Here is a 24166-nt window from a genome sequence, read left to right as displayed (position 1 = left end):
CGCCGCCCAAGCCCAAGCCCGAGCCGCCCAAGCCCAAGCCGCAGCCCAAGCCGGAACCCAAGCCGCAGCCGCGTCCTGAGCCGCGCCCGCAGCCGCGTCCGGATCCGCGTCCGCCCGTGCCCACGCCGGTGATCCCGCAGCCTGCGCCGCCGGCCGCGACACCCCCGGCAGGCACGCCGGATGCCGCGCAGCAGCGTTCGACGGCACCGGATCTGCCGCAGGCGCCGTCGATGGACAAGCCGCGTCTGATCGGCTCGGTGGATTACGTCGGTCGCCGACCCTCGCCGGATTACCCGCGCGCTTCGCAGCGCATGCGGGAAGAGGGCCGCGTGGTCGTGCGTGTCACGATCGACACGAGCGGCAACGTCGCGCGTGCCGTGGTGCAGCAGTCGTCCGGCTTTGACCGCCTGGACGAGGAAGCCCTGAAGGCGGCGCGCCGAGCGCGGTTCCGCCCGTACACGGAGAACGGCGTGGCCTATCCGGCCGCGGCTGATCTTCCTTTCGATTTCCAATTGAGATAACCGCAATGTCCGAACCTACCCAAGCCCAATCCGGCCTCGTGCAAGGCGGTGCTGCGCCGGGCGGCCCGCAGAACCTCACGCCACCCACGGGCGCGGCGCCCGGCGGCCTGCCCGACGTGGCGGCCAACGCCGCGGCCACCAACCAGGCTGCGCAGCCGATGGTGCAGGTGCCCACCGGCGAGCAGGAAGCGATGGGTTTCATGCACTTCATCGCGCAAAGCGATGTGGTGGGCAAGTCGCTCTTCGTGATCCTGATCGTGATGTCGCTCGCGAGCTGGTATCTGATCGTCGTGAAGTCGATCTCGAATGCCGCCGTCAAGCGTCGCTCGCGTGCCTTTCTGGACAAGTTCTGGCAATCGTCCTCGCTCGAGGCCGTGCAGAACGAGATCGCCACCCACGGCGCCCGCGATCCGTTCTCGCATCTGGCGAGCCACGCCATCCACGCGCGCAACCATCACGCCAAGTTCGGCGCGGCCAAGCTGGAAGAGGCGGGCAGCGAGAGCGACTTCGTGATGCGCACCATGCGCAAGGTGATCGACGAGGAGACCGCCAAGGTCGAAAGCGGTCTTACCGTGCTGGCCTCGGTGGGCTCGACGGCACCGTTCGTCGGTCTCTTCGGCACGGTGTGGGGCGTGTATCACGCGCTGGTGGGCATCGGCCTGGGCGGCGGTGCCACGATCGACCGCATCGCCGGCCCGGTGGGCGAAGCGCTCATCATGACGGGCCTGGGTCTGGCCGTGGCCATCCCGGCCGTGCTGGCCTTCAACGCCTTCGTGCGCCGCAACCGCGTGATGCTCGCGCAGCTCGACGCCTTCGCCTACGACTTGTTCGCCTTTCTCACCACCGGCAGCAAGGTCTCTGAAAACCGCGTGCGGGCCATCCGCTAGCCCACGACAAGGAGATCCCCATGGCATTCGGCGGCTTGAACGGCGGCGGCGGTAGCAGCCAGCCCCAATCCGAGATCAACATGGTGCCGCTGATCGACGTGATGCTCGTGCTGCTGGTGATCTTCATGATCACCGCGCCCCTGTTGTCGCATTCGATCGTGATCGACCTGCCTCAGGTCACGAGCCAGCAGGTCAAGGAAGACCCGGAGGTGATCGATCTCGCGATCGATGCCGATGGCGCGATCTTCTGGAACGAGCAGCCGCTCGCTCGTGATGCGCTCGCGGCCCGTTTGCGCGAGACCGCGCAGCGCCAGCCGCAGCCCGATCTGCGGTTGCGGGCCGACCGCAACACGCGCTACGAGATGCTCGCCGAAGTGATGGGCGAGGCCACGCGCGCCGGTGTGAAGGGCCTGGGATTCGTGACGACGCCCGGGGCGGCGAAGCCGGCCGGCGAGACGCCCGCCACGCCCTGAACCTGGCGCTCGCGCGGGGTACCCCTTCCGCTGCGCATCCGCGGCTGCCGCGTGCGACGGCAGCCGCCGAGCGCCGGTAAGCGCGCGGCGCGACCCGGCGAGCGCCGGCACATCAGCATGTCCGCCTGTCTGGCACTGCCTGCCATGCGCGGCGAATGGCCGCCTACCGCGTGCGCTGTTCATCGCATGCGGCGGCTGGTATAACCCGCCTCGACGAAGTCTCCCTCAAAGGACGTGCCATGGCAGCCGAAGGCAATGCAGGCCAATTGATCGGCATGGTGACGCTGCTGGGCGCAGCGGTCGTGGCCGTTCCGCTTTTCAAGCGGATCGGCCTGGGCTCGGTGCTCGGGTATCTCGCAGCCGGCCTGGCCATCGGGCCGTTCGGCCTGGGGCTGCTCTCCGACGCCCAGACCATCATCCACGTGGCCGAGCTGGGCGTGGTGATGTTCCTCTTCGTCATCGGGCTCGAGATGAAGCCCTCTCATCTCTGGAGCCTGCGCGGGCAGATCTTCGGGCTGGGCAGCATGCAGGTGGTGCTCTCGGCCGTGCTGCTCACAGGCATCGGCCGGCTCTTCGGTCTGTCCTGGCAGGTCGCCTTCATCCTCGGGGCGGGCTTCGTGCTCACCTCGACGGCCATCGTCATGCAGGTGTTGTCCGAGCGCGGCGACATCCTGGCCCCGCGCGGGCAGCGCATTGTCTCCATCCTGCTCTTCGAAGACCTGCTGATCGTGCCGCTCCTGGCCGTGGTGGCGTTTCTCGCGCCGGCCGAGGCTGCCCCGGTCAGTGCCGATCCGCTGTGGCAGCGTGCTGGCACCGGCCTCATCTGCCTCGCGGTGCTCGTGGCGGCCGGTCTCTGGCTGCTCAACCCGATGTTCCGCGTGCTCGCCAAGGCCAAGGCGCGCGAGGTGATGACGGCCGCCGCGCTGCTCGTCGTGCTGGGTGCGGCCCTGCTAATGGAACTGGGCGGCCTGTCGATGGCGATGGGCGCATTCGTGGCGGGCGTGCTGCTCTCGGAGTCGTCCTTCCGGCACCAGCTGGAGGCCGACATCGAACCCTTCCGCGGTCTGCTGCTGGGGCTCTTCTTCCTGGGCGTCGGGATGGCGCTGGACCTGGACGTGGTGGCGCGCAACTGGCAACTGATCGGCCTGGGCGTGCTGGCGCTCATGCTGGCCAAGGCGGCCTGCATCTATGCCGTGGCGCGCGTCGCGGGCAGCGGCCATGCGGATGCGGTGGACCGCGCGGTGCTCATGGCGCAGGGCGGCGAGTTCGCCTTCGTGCTCTTTGCCGAGGCGCTCAAGCTGCGGGTCATCAGCCCCGAGACCAACGCCAACATGACGGCCATCATCGTGTTGTCCATGGCCATCACGCCGCTCGTGGTCGCCGTGCACAAGCGCTCGACCCCGCCCGCGCGCGCGTCGCTCGATGGCGTCGAGGCTCCCCAGGATCTGCGCGGCAACGTGCTCATCATCGGCTTCGGGCGGGTGGGGCAGATCGCGAGTCAGGGGCCGCTGGCACGCGGCGCCACGCTGTCGATCATCGACAACGACCCGGACGTGATCCAGAACGCCGCGCCCTATGGCTTCAAGGTGTACTACGGTGACGGCGCACGGCTGGACGTGCTGCATGCCGCTGGCGCGCAACATGCCCGCGCCATCCTGATCTGCGTGAACGATGCCGCCGCGGCCACGCGCATCGTGGAGAACGTGCGGCGAGCCTGTCCGCAGACCCAGGTGATCGTGCGGGCATTCGATCGGGAGCATGCGCTCGAGCTCGTGCAGCTCGACGCCGATCATGTCGTGCGCGAGACCTTCGAATCCGCGCTGGTGATGGGCCGGCGTGCCGTGCTGGCGCTCGGGGCCACGGATCAGGAGGCCGACGATCTGATCGACGAGGTGCGCACGCGGGACGCCGAGCGCTTCGCGATGGAGACCGCGGGCGGCACCTTTGCAGGGCGCGCCTGGTGCTGGGCAACATCGAGCGGATCGACCCGCCGCGCCGGCGCAAGCCCGTGGATGCCCCGGACGCGAAGCTGACCGGCTGAGCGGGGCAGGGCATCCGCGCGCCGGCTGCGGGTGCGGATCACGACCGCTCTGCGCGTGCGTTCGACTGCGCCACAATAGATCACGGCCGCATGCGCGGCCGTTATCTATGAGCCATCAGGCTGCATCAGGCCTTGCCAGCGCCTTCGGCCTGCGACAGCAGATACTGCACCAGCAGCGGCACGGGACGGCCCGTGGCGCCCTTCTCCTTGCCACCCTTCCAGGCCGTGCCGGCGATGTCCAGGTGCGCCCAGCGGTACTTCTTCGCAAAGCGCGAGAGAAAGCATGCCGCCGTCACCGAGCCGGCGGGCGGACCACCGATGTTGGCGATGTCCGCGAAAGGCGAGGAAAGCTGCGGCTGGTAGTCGTCCTCGACCGGCATGCGCCAGGTGGGATCGACGGCTTCGCGCGAGGCCGCGAGCAGCGCATCGGCCAGGGCGTCGTCCGGGCTGAAGAGGCCCGTGTTGACGTGACCCAGCGCCACGACGCAGGCGCCGGTGAGGGTGGCCACGTCGATCACCGCGGCCGGCTCGAAGCGCTCGGCGTAGGTGAGGGCGTCGCACAGCAGCAGTCGGCCTTCGGCATCCGTGTTGAGCACTTCGATCGTCTGGCCGGACATGCTGCGCACGACGTCGCCCGGCTTGTTGGCGCGGCCATTGGGCATGTTCTCGGTGGCGGGCACCAGGCCGACCACGTTGATCGGCAGACCGAGTTCGGCGATGGCGCACATCGTGCCGATGACGCTCGCCGCCCCGCACATGTCGAACTTCATCTCGTCCATGGTGGCGGCGGGCTTGATCGAGATGCCGCCCGTGTCGAACGTGACGCCCTTGCCGATCAGCACGATCGGCGCGGCACCCGAGGTGCCCGCGGCGGCGGCCTTGCCGCGCTTGCCGGCGGGCTTGGCGGGGGCGCCTTGGCGCCGTCGTACTGCATGATGATGAAGCGTGGCGGCTCGTCCGAACCGCGGGCCACGGACAGGAAGGCACCCATCTTGAGGGCTTCGATCTGCTTGCGCTCGAGTACCTCGACCTTGAAGCCCAGGCGTGCGCCGGACTTGCGGGCCGTCTCGGCCAGATACGTCGGGGTGCAGACGTTGCCGGGCAGGTTGCCCAGGTCGCGCGCCACCGTCATGCCGTTGCCCACGGCACCGCCTTCGGCAAGCCCGCGCTTGACCTCGGCCGCGTCCGCGCGCGTGGTGAGCACGGTGAGGCGCGTGAGCGCAGCGGCCGGCTCCTCGCGCTTGATCGTGGCTTCATACCGATAGTTGGCCGCTGCCGTGGCCATGGCGACCTGACGCGCCCGCTGGCGCAGGCTGGTGCCGGCCACGGCGACTTCCGTCAGGGCGGTAGCGGCTTCCTGGTTGCCGAAACGCGCCAGGGCGCTGGCCGCAGCAGACAGCACGTTGGCGTAATGCCGTGCGGTGAGGTCCTCGGCCTTGCCCAGCCCCACGAGCAGCACGCGCTTGGCGGCCACGCCGGGCAGGTTGCGCAGGACCAACGTGCTGCCGCGCGTCGCCTTGAACTCGGCACCCAGCACCGCCTGCACCGCCCCTTGGCTGGCGGTGTCGATGGCCTGCGCCGCGGGCGTGAGCACGCCACCGCTGTGCACGCCGACCGCGAGTACGGCGGTTTTGAGTTTCTCGGGGGCCAGATTCTGTGTGCTAAATTCCATGAAGATCCCTGCGCTAGCCTGTTGGTGAGTGGGGCTCGACCGCCGCGAGTGGGGGCCTTCCCGCTGCCGGTCCGCCTGCATGGCCGTCCCGGCCAGCCTTCCCGATTATGTCACTGTTTCAACGCTCCGTCGTCGGCGAGCTCTCCAGCCATGCCGCGGTCGTCTTCTCCACGTTGGTGGTCGTCTGGATCAGCGTGTTGCTGGTCCGTCTGCTGGGCGATGCCGCCGCTGGCAGCATCGGCGCCGACGTCGTTCTCGGCCTGGCCGCGTTCTCCACCATCACCGCGCTGCCCACGGTCATCACCGTGGCGGTCTTCATTGCCGTGCTGACGGCGGTGGGCCGCGCGTATCGCGAATCCGAGATGGTGGTGTGGTTCGCAAGCGGTCTGAGCCTGGCGAGCTGGGTGCGCCCGGTGCTGCGCTTCGTGATCCCGGCGGCCGTGGTGGTGAGCCTGCTCACGCTGGTGATCGCGCCGTGGTCGTATCGCCAGATCGGCGAATACCGGGTGCGCTTCGAGCAACGTTCCGACATTTCCCGCGTCGTCGTCGGCCAGTTCGGCGAGACGGGCGGGGGCGAGCGCGTCTTCGTGGCCGAGTCGCCCGAGCAGCCGGGGCAGGAGCTTGGCTCGGTCTTCGTGCGCGAAGTCGATGCCGACAGCGGCCGCGTGAGCGTCGTCACCTCCAGTGGCGCGGGCATCCAGGTGATGGAGAATGGCGATCGCTTCCTCGTGCTGGACCAGGGCCAGCGCTACGACATCACCCCCGGCCAGCGCGAGAGCCAGCTCGTGCACTTCGAACGCTATGGCGTGCGGCTGGAGCGGCGCGACGACACCGATGCCGCGGCGGCCGCGCGCAACGAAGCCGAGAACATCATCAAGGCGCGGCCCACGTCGCTCCTGCTCCAGGATGGCGACGATCGCGCCGCGGGCGAGATGCTCTGGCGCCTGTCGTTGCCGCTGGTGGTGCTCAATCTCGCCCTGCTCGCCCTGCCGTTGGGAGCGGTCAATCCCCGGTTGGGCCGCTCGGGCGATCTCCTGATGGCGGGCCTGCTCGCCATGCTGTATCTGAATCTGCTCAACCTGCTGCGATCCTGGGTGGCGGCCGGCACGCTGTCCTTCACCGTGGGTTTCATTCCGCTGCACGTGGCCGTGGCGTGCATCGCCTTCTGGCTGTTGCGCAGGCGCCTGCGCATCAAGGCCCCTAAAGAGGCTTGAGCCGGTCCAGCGGTGCCGCGCTGCGTGCACGGTGCCAAGTCCTCAGCGTCGCCCAAGGTCTCCAAGGCTCGCTATGTATATGACTATCGGTTATATATAAGCGTGTTCCTTATACCTTAGAATCGCTGGCATGAACCTGCAACAATTCAAGTTCGTGCGCGAGACGGTACGCCGCGACTTCAACCTCACCGAGGCCGCCCGGGTCCTGCACACGTCGCAGCCGGGCGTTTCCAAAGCCATCATCGAGCTCGAGGACGAGCTTGGCGTGCGCATCTTCGAGCGCCACGGCAAGCGTCTGAAGGGGCTGACCCGGCCTGGTCAGATGGTGGCCCAGGTGGTCGACCGCATCATGGGTGAAGTCGACAACCTGAAGAAGGTGAGCGATGAGTTCGCCCGCCGCGATGAAGGTGGACTCACCATCGCCTGCACGCACACCCAGGCCCGCTATGCCTTGCCGCGCGTGATCCCCGAGTTCCGTCGGCGCTTTCCGAAAGTGCACCTCTCGCTCGTGCAGGGCAGCCCGGCGCAGCTTGCCGAGATGGTGTTGCACGAGCAGGCGGATCTGGCCGTGGCCACCGAGTCGCTGGCCCTCACGCCCGGCCTCATCAGCCTGCCGTGCTACAGCTGGGAGCACGTCCTCATCGTGCCGCAGGATCACCCGCTCGCGCAGCTCACCTCCAGCGCGGTCAAGAAGCTCTCGCTCGCCGAGCTCGCGCAGTACCCGGTCATCACCTACGAGCGCGCGTTCAGCGGCCGTACCGCGATCGACCAGGTCTTCAGCGAGAACAACATCCACCCGGACATCGTGCTCGAAGCCATCGATGCAGACGTCATCAAGACGTACGTGGAAATGGGCATGGGGGTGGGGATCATTGCCGGCGTGGCCTACGATCCGCGGCGCGACCGCGGGCTGGTGGGCATTCCCGTGGGACGGCTCTTCGGCACGCACACCACGCGAGTGGCGGTGAAGTCGGGCGTGTTCCTGCGCGACTACATCTTCACCTTCCTGGAGCTCATTGCGCCCACGCTGGAGAAGGCCGCGATCCGGGAAACGATCGAAGCCGGCATCGCCGGCTGAGCGGTCGCACGCGGCCTGGCGCCGCGTCACATGGAGCCGCGTCGGCGTGAGGCCGGGCGCGGCTCCCTACCGTCAGGGCGCGGCCGGGCCGCCTGCGGCGCCTGCCTGCGCCGGTGACGGCATCTCGATCTTCACCTCGAGGACCTCGAAGGAATCCTGGCGCTCCAGGTTGACCTTGATATCGTCGGCGTTGATGTTGACGTACTTGCTGATCACCGCCACGAGCTCGCGCTGCAGCTGAGGCAGGTAATCCGCGGAGGGCCCGCGCCCGCTGCGTTCGTGGGCCAGGATGATCTGCAGGCGTTCCCGGGCGACGTGGGCCGTGGCGGCCTTCTTCTGGCCCAGAAAGAATGAGAGCAGGGACATGGGTTACTTGCCTCCGAACAGTCGCTTCAGGAAGCCCGGCTTTTCGTAATCCACGAAGCGCAGGGCGCGCTCTTCGCCGAGATAACGTGCCACCACGTCCTGGTAGGCCGTCGCGACGTCGCTTTCCTTCAGGTGGATGGCGGGCAGGCCTTGGTTGGATGCGTGCAGCACGTCCTCCGATTCCGGGATCACGCCGATCAGCTTGATGCGCAGGATCTCTTCCACGTCCTGCAGCGAGAGCATCTCGCCCGCAGCCACGCGCTTGGCGTTGTAGCGGGTGAGCAGCAGGAATTCCTTGACCGGCTCCTGGCCTTCGACGGCGCGCTTGGACTTGGACGACAGGATGCCCAGGATGCGGTCCGAATCGCGCACGGACGAGACTTCCGGGTTGGTGACCACCAGGGCGTCGTCGGCGAAGTAGGCCGCGTGCAGGGCACCCGCCTCGATCCCGGCCGGCGAATCGCACACGATGTACTCGAAGCCCATCTCCTTCAACTCGTTGAGCACGCGCTCGACGCCGTCACGGGTGAGGGCATCCTTGTCGCGTGTCTGGGAGGCGGGCAGGATGTACAGATTCTCGAGCTGCTTGTCGCGGATGAGCGTCTGGTTCAGCGTGGCTTCGCCCTGGATCACATTGACGAAGTCGTACACCACCCGGCGCTCGCAACCCATGATGAGATCGAGGTTGCGCAGGCCGACATCGAAGTCGATCACCGCGGTCTTGTGGCCGCGCATGGCCAGGCCGGCACTGAAGCTGGCGCTGGTGGTCGTCTTGCCGACGCCGCCCTTGCCGGAAGTGACGACAACGATACGTGTCATGGCGTGGGAATCCTTCTGGTGAGGTAGCTTGAGAGGTACTGGAAGCGGGGCGCGCACACCCCGCGGTGTCACACGGCGAGCGGCTCGATGGTGAGCGCGCCAGCCTGCAATCGTACCGCAGCCGGGCGATCCAGCACGGTGGCGGGCAGTTTGGTGTCGACGACGCGGTAGACGCCCGCCACCGCCACGAGTTCGGCGTCCAGGCGGGTGGTGAAGATGCGCGCGGCTTCGTCGCCACGGGCGCCGGCCATGGCCTTGCCGCGCAGGGCTCCATAGACGTGGATGTTGCCGTCGGCGATGACTTCCGCGCCGGCATTGACGGTGCCCACCACGACGAGATCCGCGCCGCGGGCGTAGACCTTCTGGCCCGTGCGCAGGGGGCGATCGACGATGAGGGTGGCACGGGCTTCCTGCGCGGTGGTGCGCGAGGGCTCCACGGGGCTGTTCTGCGCGACGCCGGCTTCGGGCACGACATCGACGGCGATCGGAGGCGCCGGCGCTGCGACGGGCGCGGCCGCGGGCGGATCCCGATGGATGCTGGCGCGCGGGAGTTCGGCCGCGGCCTCGCGTGTGGCGGGCAGGTGTACCACGGCCAGCCGCGCGGCGGTCACGCCGGCCTGCAGCGCGTCAGGCGCCGTCACGCCTACCACGGGCAGGCCACGATCCGTCAGGGTGCGCGCGAGGGCGACCCAGTCGGGCGCCTCGGCAAGACCGCTGGCATCGATGACGACCGGCTCGCCGTCGAAGAAACCATCCGCGTCATCCAGCCGCTGCCCGAGGGCGGCCAGGACAGCCGGCGTGTCGGACGAGTGCAGCACCAGCCGGATGGCATACAGGGTGGCACTCTTGAAATCCAGAAGGGGCGTAGAAGAGGAATGCATGCACCGGACGCTGCGTGAAATAATGCATTTTAGTGCAACCCTGCGACAAGACCGGGCGTGCCCGCGTTGTCCCCCTCTCGCATATGGAGTCTCGCATGAAAGCCGAGGTGACCGTGAATTTCGGCAACAGCCGCGTCCTCAACCTGGCTGCCCGGCTCGACGATGGCGACCCGCAGGCTGCGGTGCTCGCCCATCAATGGCTGGAGCAGACCTACGAGGCGCTCGGCGCCGAACCCGTGCGCGCGAGCGGCAAGGTATTGCTGCTCGATCGCATCCTGGCGATTGCCATGGCCGCAGGCTACCAGGGCCTGAGCGAAGATCCCGATCTCGCCGAAGCCTATGCCCGGCATACGGCCGCGGCCGTCGGCCGGGCGCGCGTGATCGTCGACGTGGCCGGGCTGACTGTCGGGTATTGAGCCAGCCTCGGGCTTGGTGTGGCGGGCCTGTCTCTGCGAGCCAGACGGCTGCAGACTCAGGCCGTCAGCGGCGCGGGCGTGAAGAGCCGTCGCAAGGCGGCGCGTACGCCTACGCCCCAGACGAGAAGCGCCTGGACGCCTTCGACGGCCACCAGCGCAAGCACGGCGCCTGCTGTGCCCAGGAAATGCAAACCGAGGGGAAGGGCCACCGCCAGCGCGCCCAGGCTTGCGAGCGAGGACGTGAGCATGCTCCGGTAATCGTCTGCGCAGAGCAGGAACACCGAACCGATCCAGCGCACCGCCGACAGCGCAAAGTAGAGCACCCACAGCCCGAGGAGCGTACTCACGCTCGCGTAGTCCGTACCCAGCAGGTGACTCAGGAGCCAGGGCAATGCGCCCCAGATGGCGGTGACGTAGAGGAGAATCAGCAACAGCAGGACGAACAGTGAGGCCAGGAGGACGCGCATCAGTGCCTGACGGTCGGCATCGGCCATCAGCCGACTGACGCGCGGGCGGGCGACGCGCGACCACGCCACCACGATCAGCGCCGTCGGCATGAGCAGCAGCCTGGCGGCATTGAGTTCAGCGGTCGCCACGGCGCCGAGCCAGGCCGCGACGACGTACACGTAGCTGTGACTGCCGAGCCAGGTCGCCACGGCGCCGGGCAGCGCCAAGCGGCCGCGTGCCCATAACATGCCGAGTTCCCCCGATTCGATGCCAGGCGCGGGCGCGTTACGCGCAGTGTGTCGGCCCCGCCACAATACCCAAAGGTTGGCCAGGACCAACGCCAGCATGACGCCCATCAGGGTGACGCCGTCCCATGCGGCAATGACCGCAACCGCCAGCGCCAGCGCAAGGCCGTACTCGATGTCGGTACGCAGAACGCGGCCAGGGTCGTGTTGAAGAAACCCTTCGCTGCGCTGGAACTCGCGACGGGCACTCAGGTAGATGTAGGCTGCAAACAGCACAGCCAGTGATGCGGCGTGTTCGGCCTCGGCCTGCCACAACACGATGGCACTGACGCCGCCCAGCAACGCTGCCAGTGCACCGCTCAGCCGCCTATGCAGCCGATTGACACGGGCAATCATGGCATCGCGCTGAGCGGGGGCCTTCGCTGCCGCGAGCGTGGTCAGCGGATTGATGAGCAGTGCTTCTGCCACGATGACGGCGAACACGCCGCCGGCGAAGAGCAGGGTGTAGACGCCGTAATCTTCTGGTGTCGTCAACCGGATCAGCAGGAGGCCGATGATCAGGTTGAGCATGCTGAGCCAACTCTGATCGACGACCGAGACGAGCGACTGTCGCCAGAGCGAGCGCGGGGCTCCCGCGCTCCCGGTCACGCTGCGACGTGCGTCAGGCATGCGCACGCCTTGACCGATGTCAGGACGATGCGGCATGGGCGCGCTCGCCGGTCACATCGACACGTGACACGGCCCCGCGCGGGACAGCGCCGCACGGCAGGAGAGTGGGAGGGGGAATCGACAGCGAGTTCACGTCAACGGCAGGCAGTAACGGCAGAGGCTGCGTGACCAAATCCGTCGCAACCACGCCCCGCGCCGCACATGGCGGGCTTGAGGCGTGGTCGATGCTAGCACGAAGACGTGACGGAATCCTACCGCGAGGGCGGCGCTGTCACATCTTCGTCAAGCCGCCTCAGCTTGTGCGTCAACGCTGACCCCCGTGGCCAAGTGACGATTGACCGCGCCGAGCACGGCGTGGAACGAGGCGGTCACGATGTCGCGGTGCACACCAACGCCAAAGCCCGTGGCCGAGTCGCCCAGGCGCAGCTCGATGTAGCTCGCGGCCTGCGTATCCGTGCCGGTGCCGATGGCATGCTCGTGGTAATCCATGATGCGCACGGGCACGCCGAGCGCGTCGACGAAGGCCGACAAGGCGCCGTCGCCGCTGCCCTTGACCGTGCGGCGTTCGCCGTCGACTTCGATCTCGGCTTCCACCCGGAACTGGTGGCCTTGCGAGGTATCGGCGTCGCCGGCGATCTGGTGGCGGATGAGGCGCCACGGGGCGTGACGATCCAGGTACTCGCCGCGGAAGAGGCCGTAGACGTCCTCGCCCGTGACTTCGCGGCCCGTCTCGTCGGTGACGCGCTGCACGGTGCGGCTGAATTCGATCTGCAGGCGGCGCGGGAGATCCAGGCCGTGTTCGGAAAGGAGCAAGTAGGCCACGCCGCCCTTGCCGGACTGGCTGTTCACGCGGATCACGGCGTCGTAGGTGCGGCCGAGATCGGCCGGGTCGATCGGGAGGTAGGGCACTTCCCACACGCCATCGGATTTCTGCTGCGCGAAGCCCTTCTTGATGGCGTCCTGGTGCGAGCCGGAGAAGGCCGTGAAGACGAGGTCACCGGCGTAGGGGTGGCGCGGATGCACGGGCAACTGGTTGCAGTACTCCACGCAGCGGCGCACTTCGTCGATGTCCGAGAAATCCAGGCCAGGGTTGATGCCTTGCGTATAGAGGTTGAGCGCGAGCGTGACGAGATCCACGTTGCCGGTGCGCTCGCCACTGCCGAAGAGGCAGCCTTCGACGCGATCGGCGCCCGCCATCACGGCGAACTCGGCGGCGGCCACCGCGGTGCCGCGGTCATTGTGCGGGTGCACGCTGATGATGATCGAATCGCGATTGGCGATGTTTCGATGCATCCATTCGATCTGGTCGGCGTACAGGTTGGGTTGCGTGGCCTCGATGGTGGCGGGCAAATTCAGGATCATCTTGCGCTCGGGCGTGGGCTGCCACACGGCAGCCACGGCCTCGGCCACGTCCTTGGCGAATTCCGGCTCGGTCGTGCTGAAGACTTCCGGCGAGTACTGGTACACCCACTCGGTGCCGGGCTGCTGCTCGGTGAGCCGCTTGATCGTGGTGGCACCTGCCACGGCGATCTGCTTGATGTCGTCCTTGGCCATGCCGAAGACGATGCGCCGAAACGCGGGGGCAACCGCGTTGTAGAGGTGGATGATGACGCGCCGCGCGCCCACGGCGGACTGGATGCTGCGCTCGATGAGGTCGTCACGCGACTGCGTGAGCACTTCGATCGTGACGTCCTCGGGAATGCGGTCTTCATCGATCAGCTTGCGGATGAAGTCGTAGTCCGTCTGGGAGGCCGAGGGAAAGCCCACCTCGATCTCCTTGAAGCCGATCTTCACGAGTTGCTCGAAGAACCGCAGCTTGCGCTCCACGCTCATCGGCTCGATCAGCGACTGGTTGCCATCGCGCAAATCCGTGCTCATCCAGATCGGCGGCTGGGTGATGCGGCGCGAGGGCCAGGTGCGTTCGGCGTAATCCTTGGCGAACGGAACGAACGGGATGTACTTGGTGCTGGGATTCTGGAGCATGATGCCTCCGTCAGATAGGGACAATGCGAATCAGGGAATGCGGCGCGACGACCGTGGCGCCTGCAAAGGGCGCCCACGAACGAGGTGGCGGAATAGGGGACGGCTGCCGAACTGCCACGAGCACGAGGCTCAGCAGCCGATCGGTAGGCCTAGCAGACGGAGGGAGGAGAGCGCGAATGCGCCGACACCGACAGCCGTCGCGCCGCGCACGCGAGCCTCGCCACGCGCTGTGAGCGCGGTGTTGGGCTGGGCGATGTGGGCCAAGGACATGAAGGGCTTGTGGTGTCTGGTGAAAGCGGTGCCTGGCGACGGATGCCGCACGGCAATGCCCGTCATTTACGCACAACGCCAGGTCTTTGGCAAGCCCTCGCAGCTTGCCCAGGGTTTCTGAGCATGCGGGTTGCACGCCCGATGCGGGTATCATCTCGTCGCAAGCTATTCCCAACTATGTCGGATTGTCCGGAGACACCTGATATGCAACGTCGTTCCTTTCTGAAGCAGGCTGGCGTTGGCGCCGCTGCTGGCACCGCTGCGCTCGCCGCGCCGGTGTTCGCGCAGGATGCCCCCACCCTGAACTGGCGCCTGCCCACGAGCTTCCCGCGCAGCCTGGAAGCGCTGTACGGCACCGCCGAAAACATGTGCCGCCACATCAGCGAAGCCACCGGTGGCAAGTTCAATATCCGCCCCTTCCCGGGCGGCGAAATCGTCCCCGCCCTGCAAGTGCTGGATGCCGTGCAGAACGGCACGGTCGAATGCGGCCAGACGGTGAGCTATTACTACTACGGCAAGGATCCCATCCTGTGCTTCGACGCGGCCGTGCCCTTTGGCCTGAACGCGCGCCAGATGAACGCCTGGATGTTCCACGGCGACGGCATGAAGCTCACGCGCGAGATGTTCAAGAAGTACAACATCGTCAACTTCCCGATGGGCAACACCGGGGTGCAGATGGGCGGCTGGTTCCGCAACGAGATCAAGTCCGTCAATGACATGAAGGGCCTGAAGATGCGCACCGCGGGCTTTGCCGGCGAAGTGCTCTCGCGCATGGGTGTGGTGCCTCAGCAGCTGGCCGGTGGCGACGTCTATCCCGCGCTCGAGAAGGGCACGCTGGACGCCGTCGAATTCGTGGGCCCGTTCGATGACGAGAAGCTCGGCTTCAACAAGGTCGCGCAGTACTACTACTACCCGGGCTGGTGGGAAGGTGGTCCGCAGATCTCGATGTACATCAACGACAAGGCGTGGAACAACCTGCCCAAGAGCTACCAGGCCGTGGTCGAGGCTGCCACGCGCCAGGCGCTGGTCGAGACCCTCTCGCGCTACGACGCCGGCAACGCCCCGGCCCTGCGCCGCCTGATCGCCAACGGTGCCCAGCTGCGCGCCTTCCCGCGTGAGGTCATGGACGCTTCCTGGGAAGCCGCGACGACGGTGTACAAGGAATTCAGCGATCGCGACGCGAACTTCAAGGCCATGTACGACAACTACATGTCCTTCCGCGACTCGTCGGTGCCGTGGTTCCGCGTGGCCGAAGGCTCCTACGACCAGTACCTGTCGACCGCTCTGGGCCGCACCCAGCGCTGAGTCTGACAACCGGGTGCGCCCCACGGGCGCCCCGGTGGCCGGCCCGAGTGGCCGGCCGCGGTCGGCGCGGCTATCATGAGCCCATGCCGACCTTCGCTCCCGCCTCACTGCGCGCACGGCGCATCGTTGCCACCTGCCTGCTGCCGCTCGCGTGTCTCACGCTGCCGTCGGTGCATGCGCAGCCTGCCGGCCTGCCCGAACTGGGCGATTCCGCTGCCGTCGATCTGTCTCCCCGCGTCGAACGCCGCCTGGGCGAGGCCATCATGGCCGACGGACGCCGCGATCCCACCTACATCGACGATCCCGCCATCCGCCAGTACCTGACGGACATGGGCCGCGACATGGCACGCCACACGGCCGGCGCGCCCGCGGTCGAGGTGTTCGCGATCCGGGATCCTGGCATCAACGCCTTCGCTTTGCCCGGTGGCTTCATCGGCCTGCATTCGGGGCTGGTGGTGGCCACGCAGAGCGAGTCCGAACTCGCCGGGGTGCTGGCGCACGAAATCGCGCACGTCTCGCAACGCCACGTGGCCCGGCAGATCGGCCAGCAGGGGCGCAACTCATTGCTCATGCTGGGCATGATGGCTGCCGCCCTGGCCGCCGCGGCCTCGGGGGCGGGCGATCTCGCCCAGGGTGCTGCGGTATTCGGTCAGGCGGCGGTGGTAAGTCAGCAGCTGGCGTTCTCGCGCGATGCTGAGCGCGAGGCCGACCGTATCGGCCTGGAGATGATGGGCAAGGCGGGCTTCGATCCGGCCGGCATGTCCGCGATGTTCGGCCGCCTGATGCAGAACACGCGATTCAATACGGGCGCTGGCCCCACCTACGCCAGCACGCACCCGCTGTCTTTGGATCGTATGTCTGACATGCAGAACCGGGCCCGTGAAGTGGCCGCGCGCCCGCAGCGCGAGTCGCCCACCTTCTGGTTCGTGCGGGCGCGTCTGGCCGTGGCGCAATCCGGCTACAGTCGGGCGAGTGATCCGGTGTCGGTGCTGCGGGCCGAGGCGTCGGCGAATCCGGGGGTGCGCGCCGCGGCCGCCCACTACGGCATCGCCGTGGCCATGCTCCAACGCAACGACCCTGTCGGTGCGCGCGCGGCGTGGCGCGATGCCATGAGCCAGGGCGTCCAGCATCCGATGCTCGCCCAACTGGAAACCGACCTGGATATCGCTCAGGGCGATTTCGCGGGCGCCGTGGCGCATTCGGCCAAGGCGTTCTCGACGTGGCCGCAGCAGCGGTCGCTCGCGTTGAGCCACGCCAGGGCGTTGCAGCGCGCCGGCCAGGACGCCCAGGCGGTGCGCTTTCTCGACGAGCGGATCAAGGCCTGGCCCGAGTCGGAGCCCGAACTCTATCGGCTGTCGGCCGAGAGCTACGCGCGGCTCGGCCAGCGCGCCGAGCAGGCGCGTCGCATGGCGGATTACTACAACCAGATCGGTGCCTTGCCGGCCTCGCTGCAGCAGCTGCAGCAGGCGCGCAGCGCCACGACGGACTTCTACGAGCAATCGGTGCTCGATGCGCGCATTGCCGACATGCAGCGACGCATCGAGGATGACCGGGCGCTGAGCCGGCAGTTCCAGAAGCAGATGGGGTGAGGCGTTCGCTTCAGCCCACCGCGCGTCTCACGGCATCCTCCCACTGCGCCATGCGACTTGCGGCATCCTCGCGCGACATGGCCGGCTCGAAGCGGCGGTCTGCCCGCCATAGCCCGCGCAGTTCGTCCAGACCGCCGTACACGCCCGTGGCAAGGCCCGCGAGATACGCGGCGCCCAGCGCCGTCGTCTCTGTGACGGCAGGCCGCACCACCGGAATGCCGAGCAGGTCGGCCTGGAACTGCAGCAGCAGATCATTGGCGGCCGCGCCGCCATCGGCCTTCAGTTCGGTCACCGCCGGCCCCTGACCCTTGGCCATGGCACCCAGCAGGGCTGCACTCTGGAACGCGATGGACTCCAAGGCGGCACGGGCGATGTTCGCCATCGACGTGCCCCGCGTGAGCCCCAGCAACGCGCCCGTGGCCTGAGGCTTCCAGTAGGGCGCGCCCAGCCCCGTGAAGGCCGGAACGAACACCACGCCGCCCGCGTCGGGCACGGATTCGGCCAGTTGCTGGACGTCGGCGGAAGACTGGAAAGCGCGCAGGTTATCGCGCAGCCACTGCACCACCGCGCCGCCAATGAAGACGCTGCCTTCGATGGCGTAGTTCGGCTTTGGCCCGGCCTGGGCCGTGGTCGTGGTGAGCAGGCCGGCATCCGAGCGTTCGATGTGCTCGCCCGTGTGCATGAGAAGAAAGCAGCCGGTGCCATAGGTGTTCTTGGCCGAGCCGGGTTCGAAGCAGGCCTGGCCAAAAAGAGCTGCCTGCTGGTCGCCCGCCATGCCGGCCAGCACGATGCCTCGCCCGAACCAGGCCTCGCCCATCACCCCGGCGTCGTGGCTGGAGGGAATCACCTCGGGAAGCAGGCTTTCCGGGATGTTCATGGCGCGCAAGAGTGTGGTGTCCCAGGTGCGCGTACGGATGTTCCAGAGCAGCGTGCGCGACGCATTGCTGACATCGGTGATGTGCTGGCGACCGCCCGAGAGCTGCCAGGCGAGCCAGGTGTCGACGGTGCCGAACGCGAGCTCGCCGCGATCGGCCGCCGCCCGTGCGCCATCGACGTGCGCCATGATCCACGCGATCTTCGTGGCCGAGAAATATGGATCGATGATGAGTCCCGTGCGCTCGCGCACCTCGTCGAGCAGCCCATCGGCAAGCCACTGGTCGCAGATCGCCTGGGTGCGGCGATCCTGCCAGACGATGGCGTTGTAGACGGGCTCGCCCGTCCGTCGGTTCCAGACGAGCGTGGTCTCGCGCTGGTTGGATAGGCCCATGGCATGGACGTCGCCCGGGCCGATGCCGGCGCGCTCCAACGCCTGGCGCGCCGTATCGCGCTGAGTCTCGCAAAGCACGCGGGGGTCGTGTTCCACCCAGCCCGGGCGCGGATAGATCTGCGTGAATTCGCGTTGCGCGCTGGCGCGTGGGCGGCCCTGCGCGTCGAACACGATGGCGCGGGAACTGGAGGTGCCCTGGTCCAGGGCCAGCAGATACGTCATGACAGGGTCTCCTCGCGAGCCGGGGCGTTACCCAGGCCGTGTCGTGCCATCCAGGCATCCAGCCGCGCGGGCGCATCCGCCGGCAGGTGCAAGCCCAGTTTGCTGCGCCGCCAGAGGATGTCATCGGCCGTGCGTGCCCACTCCTGGCTCACGAGATAGCGTACCTCGGCCTCGAAGACGCCGGGCAGGATCTCCTCGCCCAGGCCGGCCGTGTCGCGTGCGGCGCCCAGGATCTTCGCGAGTCGGCTGCCATAGGCACGGGCGTAGCGGGCGATCAGGGGGCCGGGCAGGCCGGGGTTGGCGGCTTGCGTCTCGCGCACGAAGGCATCGAACGGCAGCAGCGCGCGGCTGCCGGGATGGGCCACGGGCAGGTCTCCGCCGGGCAAGGGCGCGGCGTGGGTCCACGCGCCGCGCGGCATCGGCAAGTGCGGAGCGAGGCGCTCCAGCGCGTCCTCGGCGAGCCGGCGGAAGGTGGTGATCTTGCCGCCGAAGATCGACAGCACTGGCGGGCCATTCGTGTCCAGATCGAGCCGGTAGTCGCGCGTGACCTCGGCCGCGGCTTCGTGACCGTCCGCGAGGAGGGGGCGCACGCCCGCGTAAGTCCAGGCCACGTCGGCCGGCGTGACGGGCTCGGCGAAGTAGCGGTTCACCGCCGCACACAGATAGTCGATCTCGTCCTGGCTGATGGCGATCGGGCCTCGCTGGCCCGTCACGTCCACGTCGGTGGTGCCGATCAGCGTGAAGTCGCGTTCGTAAGGGATGGCGAACACGATGCGCTCATCGGTGTTCTGGAAGATGAAGGCGTGCGGGCTCGCGAGTTGGCGTCGCACGACGATGTGGCTGCCCTTCACCAGCCGAAGGCCAGGGTGGTGCTGCCCGGGCACGGCCTCGCCGAGGAAGCTGGCCGTCCAGGGGCCCGCGGCGTTGACGAGCGCGCGGGCATGCACGGTCTCGCTCGTGCTGCCACCGCTGGGCGCGAGCGTGATCGCCCACAAGCCGTTCTCGCGCCGCGCCTGCGTGACGGTGGTGCGCGTGCGGACGACAGCGCCGCGCTCGGCAGCATCGCGGGCGCACAGCACCACGAGGCGGGCATCGTCGACCCAGACGTCCGAATATTCGAAGCCGCGCGTGAACTCAGGCTTGAGTGCCACGCCGGCGGGGTGACGGCGCAGCGCCACGCCGGTCGAATCGGGCAGGAGCTCGCGTCGCGCGAGGTGGTCATACAGGAAGAGCCCGGCGCGCACCATCCAGGCCGGGCGCTGACCGCGATCGTGCGGCATGACGAAGCGCAGCGGCCGCATGATGTGCGGCGCCGCCCGCAGGAGCACTTCGCGCTCGGCAAGCGCCTTGCGCACCAGCCCGAAGGCGTAATGTTCGAGATAGCGCAGCCCGCCATGGACGAGCTTGGTAGACGACGAGGAGGTGTGTGCAGCGAGATCATCGCGTTCGCACAGCAGGACCGACAGACCGCGGCCCGCCGCGTCGCGCGCGATGCCGGCGCCGTTCACGCCTCCCCCCACGATGACGAGATCGAACGGACCCGAGGCAGCAGTGACAGACATGGCGAGACAGGAGGCGATAAACCCTCAGTGTGTCCGAAAGCGGGCGAAGCGTGCAACCGCAGCCAGATGACACCGCACGCAAACCAGGGCTCAGTCGCCGCTGCAGTCCGGCACCATGGCCATGGTCATGCCGCCGCCGAAGTTGGCGATGGGTACGTGACGCAGGCGGCAGCCCTCGGTGTTCTCTTCGCCCGCGGTGGCGGCGCGCGCGCGCCGCAGATCATAGCGATAGGACAGCACGGAGCCTGCCGGCACGCCTTGCTGGGCGGCGCCGAGCGTCACGTCGTTGCGCAGACGCAACCGGCTGGCCTCGACCTGGCCATCGAGCCGAAGCACGACGTCCTCGGCCGCAATCGGTCCGCCCCCCTCGATGCGCCCATCGGGCGTGACTTTCAGGGTCACCGCGCCGGGCGCGCTTTGCCAGCCGCCGTCCCGCCACGCGCCGATGACCTGCATGTCGCCGCGGGTGCTGCTGCCCGGCACGGCGGCTTCGATCACCAGATCGACGCGTTCGCCGTCCTTGACGACGAACCGCGCGCTCGCCTCACCCCGCTGGGTCTGACGGTTGCCGTCGGGTCTGCGCAATTCCAGGCGGAAGTCGCCCGTATAGGGCTCGCCCGTCCACGGGGGCGTGTCCGCGGCGGACGCTGCGCCCATGACGAGCAGCAGCGCTGCGCAGGCGCCGTGCGAGAACCCGCGGGCAGAATTCAGGGATGAGCGCATGGTGGCCACTTCGCAAAAGGGTGGCCTTCAGGGTACTGCCTGCGCGCGAATGCGGCTAGCTGCCGTCCAGGAAGAAGCGCTCGAGCCGGCGCGGCAGCCAGTGCAGATGCGGCCGGACGTGACCGCAGGGGAACACGGCATGGCCGCCGTGCGCCGGTTGATGCAGGAGGACCGCATCGGACGCATCCCAAGGCCCAGGCAGAAAGCGGGCCGGAAGGAAGGGGTCGTTGCGCGCATTGAGCACGAGCGTGGGCACGGTGATGCCGCGCAGCCAGGGCAGGGCACTCGCACGCGACCAGTAATCGGCGACGTTGGCAAAGCCATGCTGGGGAGCGGTATAAGCGTCGTCGAATTCGTAGAGATCCTGCGCGTTGGCCACGCCGACCACGTCGAAGACGCCTGGGAAGCGGCGCGCCTTGTCCAGCACCTTGGCGCGCAGGGTGCGCACGAACATGCGGGTGTAGACCTGCCGGTTCACGAAGCCGCGGCCAAGCGTATGGCCGCCTGCCGTCAGATCGAGCGGCGCCGACACCGCCGCCGCTGCCGTGAGGCCGCTGGCGGCGGTGCCGCGCTCGCCCAGATACTTGGCCAGGGCATTGCCGCCCAGCGAGATGCCGGCGGCGTGCCAGCGCGCCTGCGGCAGGCGCGCACGGACGGTGTCCAGCATGAACGCGATCTCGTCGCTGTCGCCGGAGTGATAGGCGCGTGGCAGTCGATTGGGTGTGCCGGAGCAGCCACGGAAATGCGGGATGACGACCGTCCACCCACGGGCGCGGAAGTGATGCGCGATGGACTGGGCGTAGGGGCTGAGGCTGCTGCCTTCCAGCCCGTGGAAGAGGGCGAGGGCCGGGCCTTGGCCGAGCGCCGTACAGGCCGGATCCGGAATGCGGGAAGGCCCGGGCACGGCCCAGTCAAGGTCGATGAAGTCGCCGTCGGGCGTCTCCACGCGCTCGCGCGTGAAGCTCGCGCGATGATGGATGGCAAGCCGTGCACCGTAGATGGTCTGACTATGACCTTCAGGGAGCCAGGCGGGGACGGGGCAATTCGATGCGTCGAAGCGGGCGGGCATGACGGGCGTGGATCAGCCGGTGAGGCAGCGTGCCGGCACGGGGCCGACACGCCATCCGGCGTGCGAGGCTCAGTGAGCCCCGACGTGTTCGCCCGGGCGCAGCCGGTACTCGGCGCCACAGTACGGGCAGCGGGCCGAACCCGTGGTGGCGACGTCCAGGAAGACCTTGGGATGCAGGTTCCAGAGGGGCGTATGCGGCCCCGGGCACGAGATCGGCAGATCGGCAGCGCCGACTTCGTGGACTTCGGTGGGGGCGTTCGAAGAGGATGCGGCTTGGGACATGGCGACGCGTCTTAGACCTTGGTGAGCCAGTGGTGGTACTTGGGATTGCGGCCGTTGACCACATCGAAGAATGCGGTCTGCATGCGTTCCGTGATGGGGCCGCGCGAGCCTTGACCGATACGGCGGTTGTCGAGTTCGCGAATGGGCGTGACTTCCGCGGCGGTGCCGGTGAAGAAGGCCTCGTCGGCGATGTAGATGTCGTCGCGGGTGAGGCGGCGGGTGCGAACTTCCAGGCCCAGATCGGCAGCCAGCGTGTGCACCGTGGCACGCGTGATGCCCGTGAGCGCCGAGGCGATCTCCGGTTCGTAGATCACGCCGTCATGAACGATGAAGAGGTTCTCGCCGGCGCCTTCGGCCACGAAGCCTTCGGTGTCGAGCAGCAGCGCCTCGTCGTAGCCGTCCTGCGTGGCTTCGAGGTTGGCGAGGATCGAGTTCGCGTACGTGGCGGCCACCTTGGCACGCGGCATGATGTTGTTCACGTGCTGGCGCTGGAAGGAGGCAGTCTTCACGCGGATGCCCTTTTGCAGGCCTTCTTCGCCGAGATAAGCACCCCAGGCCCAGGCGGCGATGGCGACGTGCACCTGCGCGCCACGCGGGGACACACCCATCTTCTCGGAACCGTAGAAGGCGAGCGGACGGATGTAGCAGGACTCGAGCTGATTCGCGCGCACGGTCTCGAGCGTGGCTGCGTTGATCTCGTCCTGCGTGAAGGGCATCGGCATCTGGTAGATGTGCGCCGAATTGAAGAGACGCTTGGTGTGCTCCTTCAGGCGGAACACGGCCGTGCCGATCTCGGTCTTGTAGGCACGCACGCCTTCAAAGACAGACAGACCATAGTGCAGCGAGTGGGTGAGCACGTGGGTGGTCGCCTCGCGCCAGGGAACGAGCTTGCCATCGAACCAGATGTGGCCGTCGCGGTCTGCCATCGACATGGAAAAGTCCTTATGAAGTCTAGCCCGCCATTATACGGCGGCCGCACTCGGCTGGGCACGGGCGTAGAATAGGGTTTTGCCGTCGCTGCATCATGGTTTTCCCTTTCCTCATTCCGGCCGCCAGGCCGAGGCGCCTGTCGTGACCGCCGTGCCGTCCATCCCGGTCGATGGCACCTTCCGCGACGGCTTTCGGGAAGGCACGCGGGCCATTGCCGGCCTGCTCTTCGCCACGGGTACCTGGGGGCTGGTGACCGGGGTGGCCATGGTGAAATCCGGCCTGACCGAATCCATGGCGCTCGCCATGACGCTGCTCGTGTACGCCGGGTCCGCGCAGCTCACCTCGCTGCCCCTCATCATCACGGGCGCGCCGATCTGGCTGATCTTCGCAGCCGGTCTCGTGGTGAACCTGCGCTTTCTCATCTTCGCCGCGGCGCTGCATCCGTATTTTCGCCATCTGCCGTGGCAGCGCCGGCTGGCGCTGGGCTACTTCACCACGGACATGAGCTTCGTGCTCTTCATGCCCCGCTACGGCGAGGCCAAGGTGTGGGGCACGGCCGAACAGGTCGGATTCTTCGTGGGCTGCATCCTGCCGGGGTGGTTCTCCTGGCAGATCCCGTCCATCCTCGGTATCTATCTGGGCAGCCAGGTGCCCACCGAATGGTCGCCCGAGTTCGCCGCGCTGCTCGCGCTGCTGGCGATCACGGTGCCCCTCATCAACGGCCGCCCCGTTCTGCTCGCGTCGATCGCCGCGGGCATCGTGGCCTGGGTGGCGCAGCCCCTGCCGCTGCGCCTGGGCCTGGCGCTGGCCGTGGTGGCCGGCATCGCCACCGGGCTCTGGGCCGAGCGCGCCAAGTCGCGCCTGACTGCCCGCATGCCGGAGCGACGGCCATGACGGGCGGCTTCGATACGGCGTACGTGCTGTGGGTGGTGATTGTGCTGGCGCTGTGCACGGTCATCACGCGGGCGGGCTATCTCTTCGTCGGCGACTGGCTGCCGCTGCCCGAAGGCCTGCGTCGGGCGTTGCGCTTCGCGCCGGTGGCCACGCTCGTTGGCATCATCGTGCCCGATCTGCTGCCCTGGTCGGGCCACGCCTGGCCAGAGGTGGATCTGCGGCTGCCCGCGGCCGTCTTCGGCATCTGGGTGATGGCGCGCACGCGCAGCGCGGTGCTCACCATCATCGCCGGCATGCTCGCCTTGTGGTTGCTGCAGTGGCTGCTGGCCTGACGGGCTGGG

General features: G+C 68.0%; 22 protein-coding genes and 1 pseudogene. 11 read left to right on the top strand and 12 right to left on the bottom strand.

All coding sequences use genetic code 11. The features are described 5' to 3' along the window. The 4 genes from IMZ29_RS12310 to IMZ29_RS12295 all read left to right on the top strand — a co-directional run. A partial coding sequence (locus IMZ29_RS12310) for an energy transducer TonB (RefSeq protein ID WP_216184172.1) occupies positions 1-521 on the top strand: 521 nt, incomplete at its 5' end. A gap of 5 nt (positions 522-526) precedes the next feature. Continuing rightward, the gene (locus IMZ29_RS12305) at positions 527-1408 is read left to right on the top strand and encodes a MotA/TolQ/ExbB proton channel family protein (protein WP_216184169.1); all 882 of its coding nucleotides are present in this window, start codon (positions 527-529) and stop codon (positions 1406-1408) included. A 20-nt stretch (positions 1409-1428) separates the two neighbouring features. Next, positions 1429-1881: an ExbD/TolR family protein gene (locus tag IMZ29_RS12300; protein WP_216184167.1), complete on the top strand. Its 453-nt coding sequence runs from the start codon at positions 1429-1431 to the stop codon at positions 1879-1881. Positions 1882-2120: 239 nt separating this feature from the next. After that, the gene (locus IMZ29_RS12295) at positions 2121-3914 is read left to right on the top strand and encodes a monovalent cation:proton antiporter-2 (CPA2) family protein (protein WP_216184164.1); all 1794 of its coding nucleotides are present in this window, start codon (positions 2121-2123) and stop codon (positions 3912-3914) included. Positions 3915-4047: 133 nt separating this feature from the next. Here the strand turns inward: IMZ29_RS12295 and IMZ29_RS12290 are convergent. Further along, positions 4048-5594, bottom strand: a pseudogene (locus IMZ29_RS12290) (leucyl aminopeptidase). A gap of 107 nt (positions 5595-5701) precedes the next feature. Here IMZ29_RS12290 and lptF point away from each other — a divergent pair. Both lptF and IMZ29_RS12280 read left to right on the top strand, forming a co-directional pair. Beyond that, the gene (gene lptF / locus IMZ29_RS12285) at positions 5702-6808 is read left to right on the top strand and encodes an LPS export ABC transporter permease LptF (RefSeq protein ID WP_216184161.1); all 1107 of its coding nucleotides are present in this window, start codon (positions 5702-5704) and stop codon (positions 6806-6808) included. Between the two features lie 130 nt (positions 6809-6938). Then, on the top strand, positions 6939-7886 hold the full coding sequence (locus IMZ29_RS12280) for a CysB family HTH-type transcriptional regulator (protein ID WP_216184158.1): 948 nt from the start codon (positions 6939-6941) through the stop codon (positions 7884-7886). A gap of 72 nt (positions 7887-7958) precedes the next feature. On the opposite strand, the gene minE is transcribed toward IMZ29_RS12280, so the two are convergent. From minE to minC, 3 genes are all read right to left on the bottom strand, one after another. Then, a complete protein-coding gene (minE, locus tag IMZ29_RS12275) occupies positions 7959-8252 on the bottom strand; it encodes a cell division topological specificity factor MinE (protein WP_216184155.1) in 294 nt (97 codons plus the stop codon). Between the two features lie 3 nt (positions 8253-8255). Continuing rightward, positions 8256-9071 (bottom strand): septum site-determining protein MinD, encoded by an 816-nt coding sequence (minD, locus tag IMZ29_RS12270; protein WP_216184151.1) that lies wholly within the window; start codon positions 9069-9071, stop codon positions 8256-8258. A 68-nt stretch (positions 9072-9139) separates the two neighbouring features. Next, entirely contained in the window at positions 9140-9952 is an 813-nt protein-coding gene (gene minC / locus IMZ29_RS12265) for a septum site-determining protein MinC (protein WP_216184147.1), read from the bottom strand. Positions 9953-10047: 95 nt separating this feature from the next. On the opposite strand from minC, the gene IMZ29_RS12260 reads away from it, so the two are divergent. Then, positions 10048-10368 carry a hypothetical protein gene (locus IMZ29_RS12260; protein WP_216184144.1) on the top strand — a complete coding sequence of 107 codons (321 nt, stop codon included), beginning with the start codon at positions 10048-10050 and terminating at the stop codon, positions 10366-10368. 56 nt (positions 10369-10424) lie between these two features. On the opposite strand, the gene IMZ29_RS12255 is transcribed toward IMZ29_RS12260, so the two are convergent. Next, a complete protein-coding gene (locus tag IMZ29_RS12255) occupies positions 10425-11729 on the bottom strand; it encodes a lipopolysaccharide biosynthesis protein (protein ID WP_216184141.1) in 1305 nt (434 codons plus the stop codon). A 282-nt stretch (positions 11730-12011) separates the two neighbouring features. Continuing rightward, complete coding sequence (leuA, locus tag IMZ29_RS12250; RefSeq protein ID WP_216184189.1) at positions 12012-13715, bottom strand: 2-isopropylmalate synthase; 1704 nt, start codon at positions 13713-13715, stop codon at positions 12012-12014. A 471-nt stretch (positions 13716-14186) separates the two neighbouring features. On the opposite strand from leuA, the gene IMZ29_RS12245 reads away from it, so the two are divergent. Together IMZ29_RS12245 and IMZ29_RS12240 are read left to right on the top strand one after the other, a co-directional pair. After that, positions 14187-15287: a TRAP transporter substrate-binding protein gene (locus IMZ29_RS12245; protein ID WP_216184138.1), complete on the top strand. Its 1101-nt coding sequence runs from the start codon at positions 14187-14189 to the stop codon at positions 15285-15287. Between the two features lie 83 nt (positions 15288-15370). Beyond that, positions 15371-16876 carry a M48 family metalloprotease gene (locus IMZ29_RS12240; protein WP_216184135.1) on the top strand — a complete coding sequence of 502 codons (1506 nt, stop codon included), beginning with the start codon at positions 15371-15373 and terminating at the stop codon, positions 16874-16876. A 10-nt stretch (positions 16877-16886) separates the two neighbouring features. Here the strand turns inward: IMZ29_RS12240 and glpK are convergent, their stop codons facing one another. From glpK to IMZ29_RS12210, 6 genes are all read right to left on the bottom strand, one after another. Continuing rightward, a complete protein-coding gene (gene glpK, locus IMZ29_RS12235) occupies positions 16887-18365 on the bottom strand; it encodes a glycerol kinase GlpK (RefSeq protein ID WP_216184132.1) in 1479 nt (492 codons plus the stop codon). Further along, complete coding sequence (glpD, locus tag IMZ29_RS12230; RefSeq protein ID WP_216184130.1) at positions 18362-19927, bottom strand: glycerol-3-phosphate dehydrogenase; 1566 nt, start codon at positions 19925-19927, stop codon at positions 18362-18364. The genes glpK and glpD overlap by 4 nt, the downstream gene beginning before the upstream one ends. 90 nt (positions 19928-20017) lie before the next feature. Further along, on the bottom strand, positions 20018-20650 hold the full coding sequence (locus IMZ29_RS12225) for a hypothetical protein (protein ID WP_216184128.1): 633 nt from the start codon (positions 20648-20650) through the stop codon (positions 20018-20020). A 55-nt stretch (positions 20651-20705) separates the two neighbouring features. Continuing rightward, a complete protein-coding gene (locus IMZ29_RS12220; RefSeq protein WP_216184126.1) occupies positions 20706-21719 on the bottom strand; it encodes a YheT family hydrolase in 1014 nt (337 codons plus the stop codon). Positions 21720-21788: 69 nt separating this feature from the next. Next, the gene (locus tag IMZ29_RS12215; RefSeq protein WP_216184124.1) at positions 21789-22001 is read right to left on the bottom strand and encodes a zinc-finger domain-containing protein; all 213 of its coding nucleotides are present in this window, start codon (positions 21999-22001) and stop codon (positions 21789-21791) included. 11 nt (positions 22002-22012) lie between these two features. Then, entirely contained in the window at positions 22013-22933 is a 921-nt protein-coding gene (locus tag IMZ29_RS12210) for a branched-chain amino acid transaminase (protein ID WP_216184122.1), read from the bottom strand. Between the two features lie 148 nt (positions 22934-23081). Between IMZ29_RS12210 and IMZ29_RS12205 the strand changes: the two genes are divergently transcribed. Next, on the top strand, positions 23082-23825 hold the full coding sequence (locus IMZ29_RS12205; RefSeq protein ID WP_371820246.1) for an AzlC family ABC transporter permease: 744 nt from the start codon (positions 23082-23084) through the stop codon (positions 23823-23825). Continuing rightward, positions 23822-24157 (top strand): AzlD domain-containing protein, encoded by a 336-nt coding sequence (locus IMZ29_RS12200; RefSeq protein ID WP_216184120.1) that lies wholly within the window; start codon positions 23822-23824, stop codon positions 24155-24157. The genes IMZ29_RS12205 and IMZ29_RS12200 overlap by 4 nt, the downstream gene beginning before the upstream one ends. Positions 24158-24166 lie beyond the last annotated feature (9 nt).

The sequence above is a fragment of the Verticiella alkaliphila genome (assembly GCF_018904615.1).
Lineage (GTDB): Bacteria > Pseudomonadota > Gammaproteobacteria > Burkholderiales > Burkholderiaceae_B > Verticiella > Verticiella alkaliphila.
This window is presented reverse-complemented; position numbering and strand designations above follow the sequence as displayed.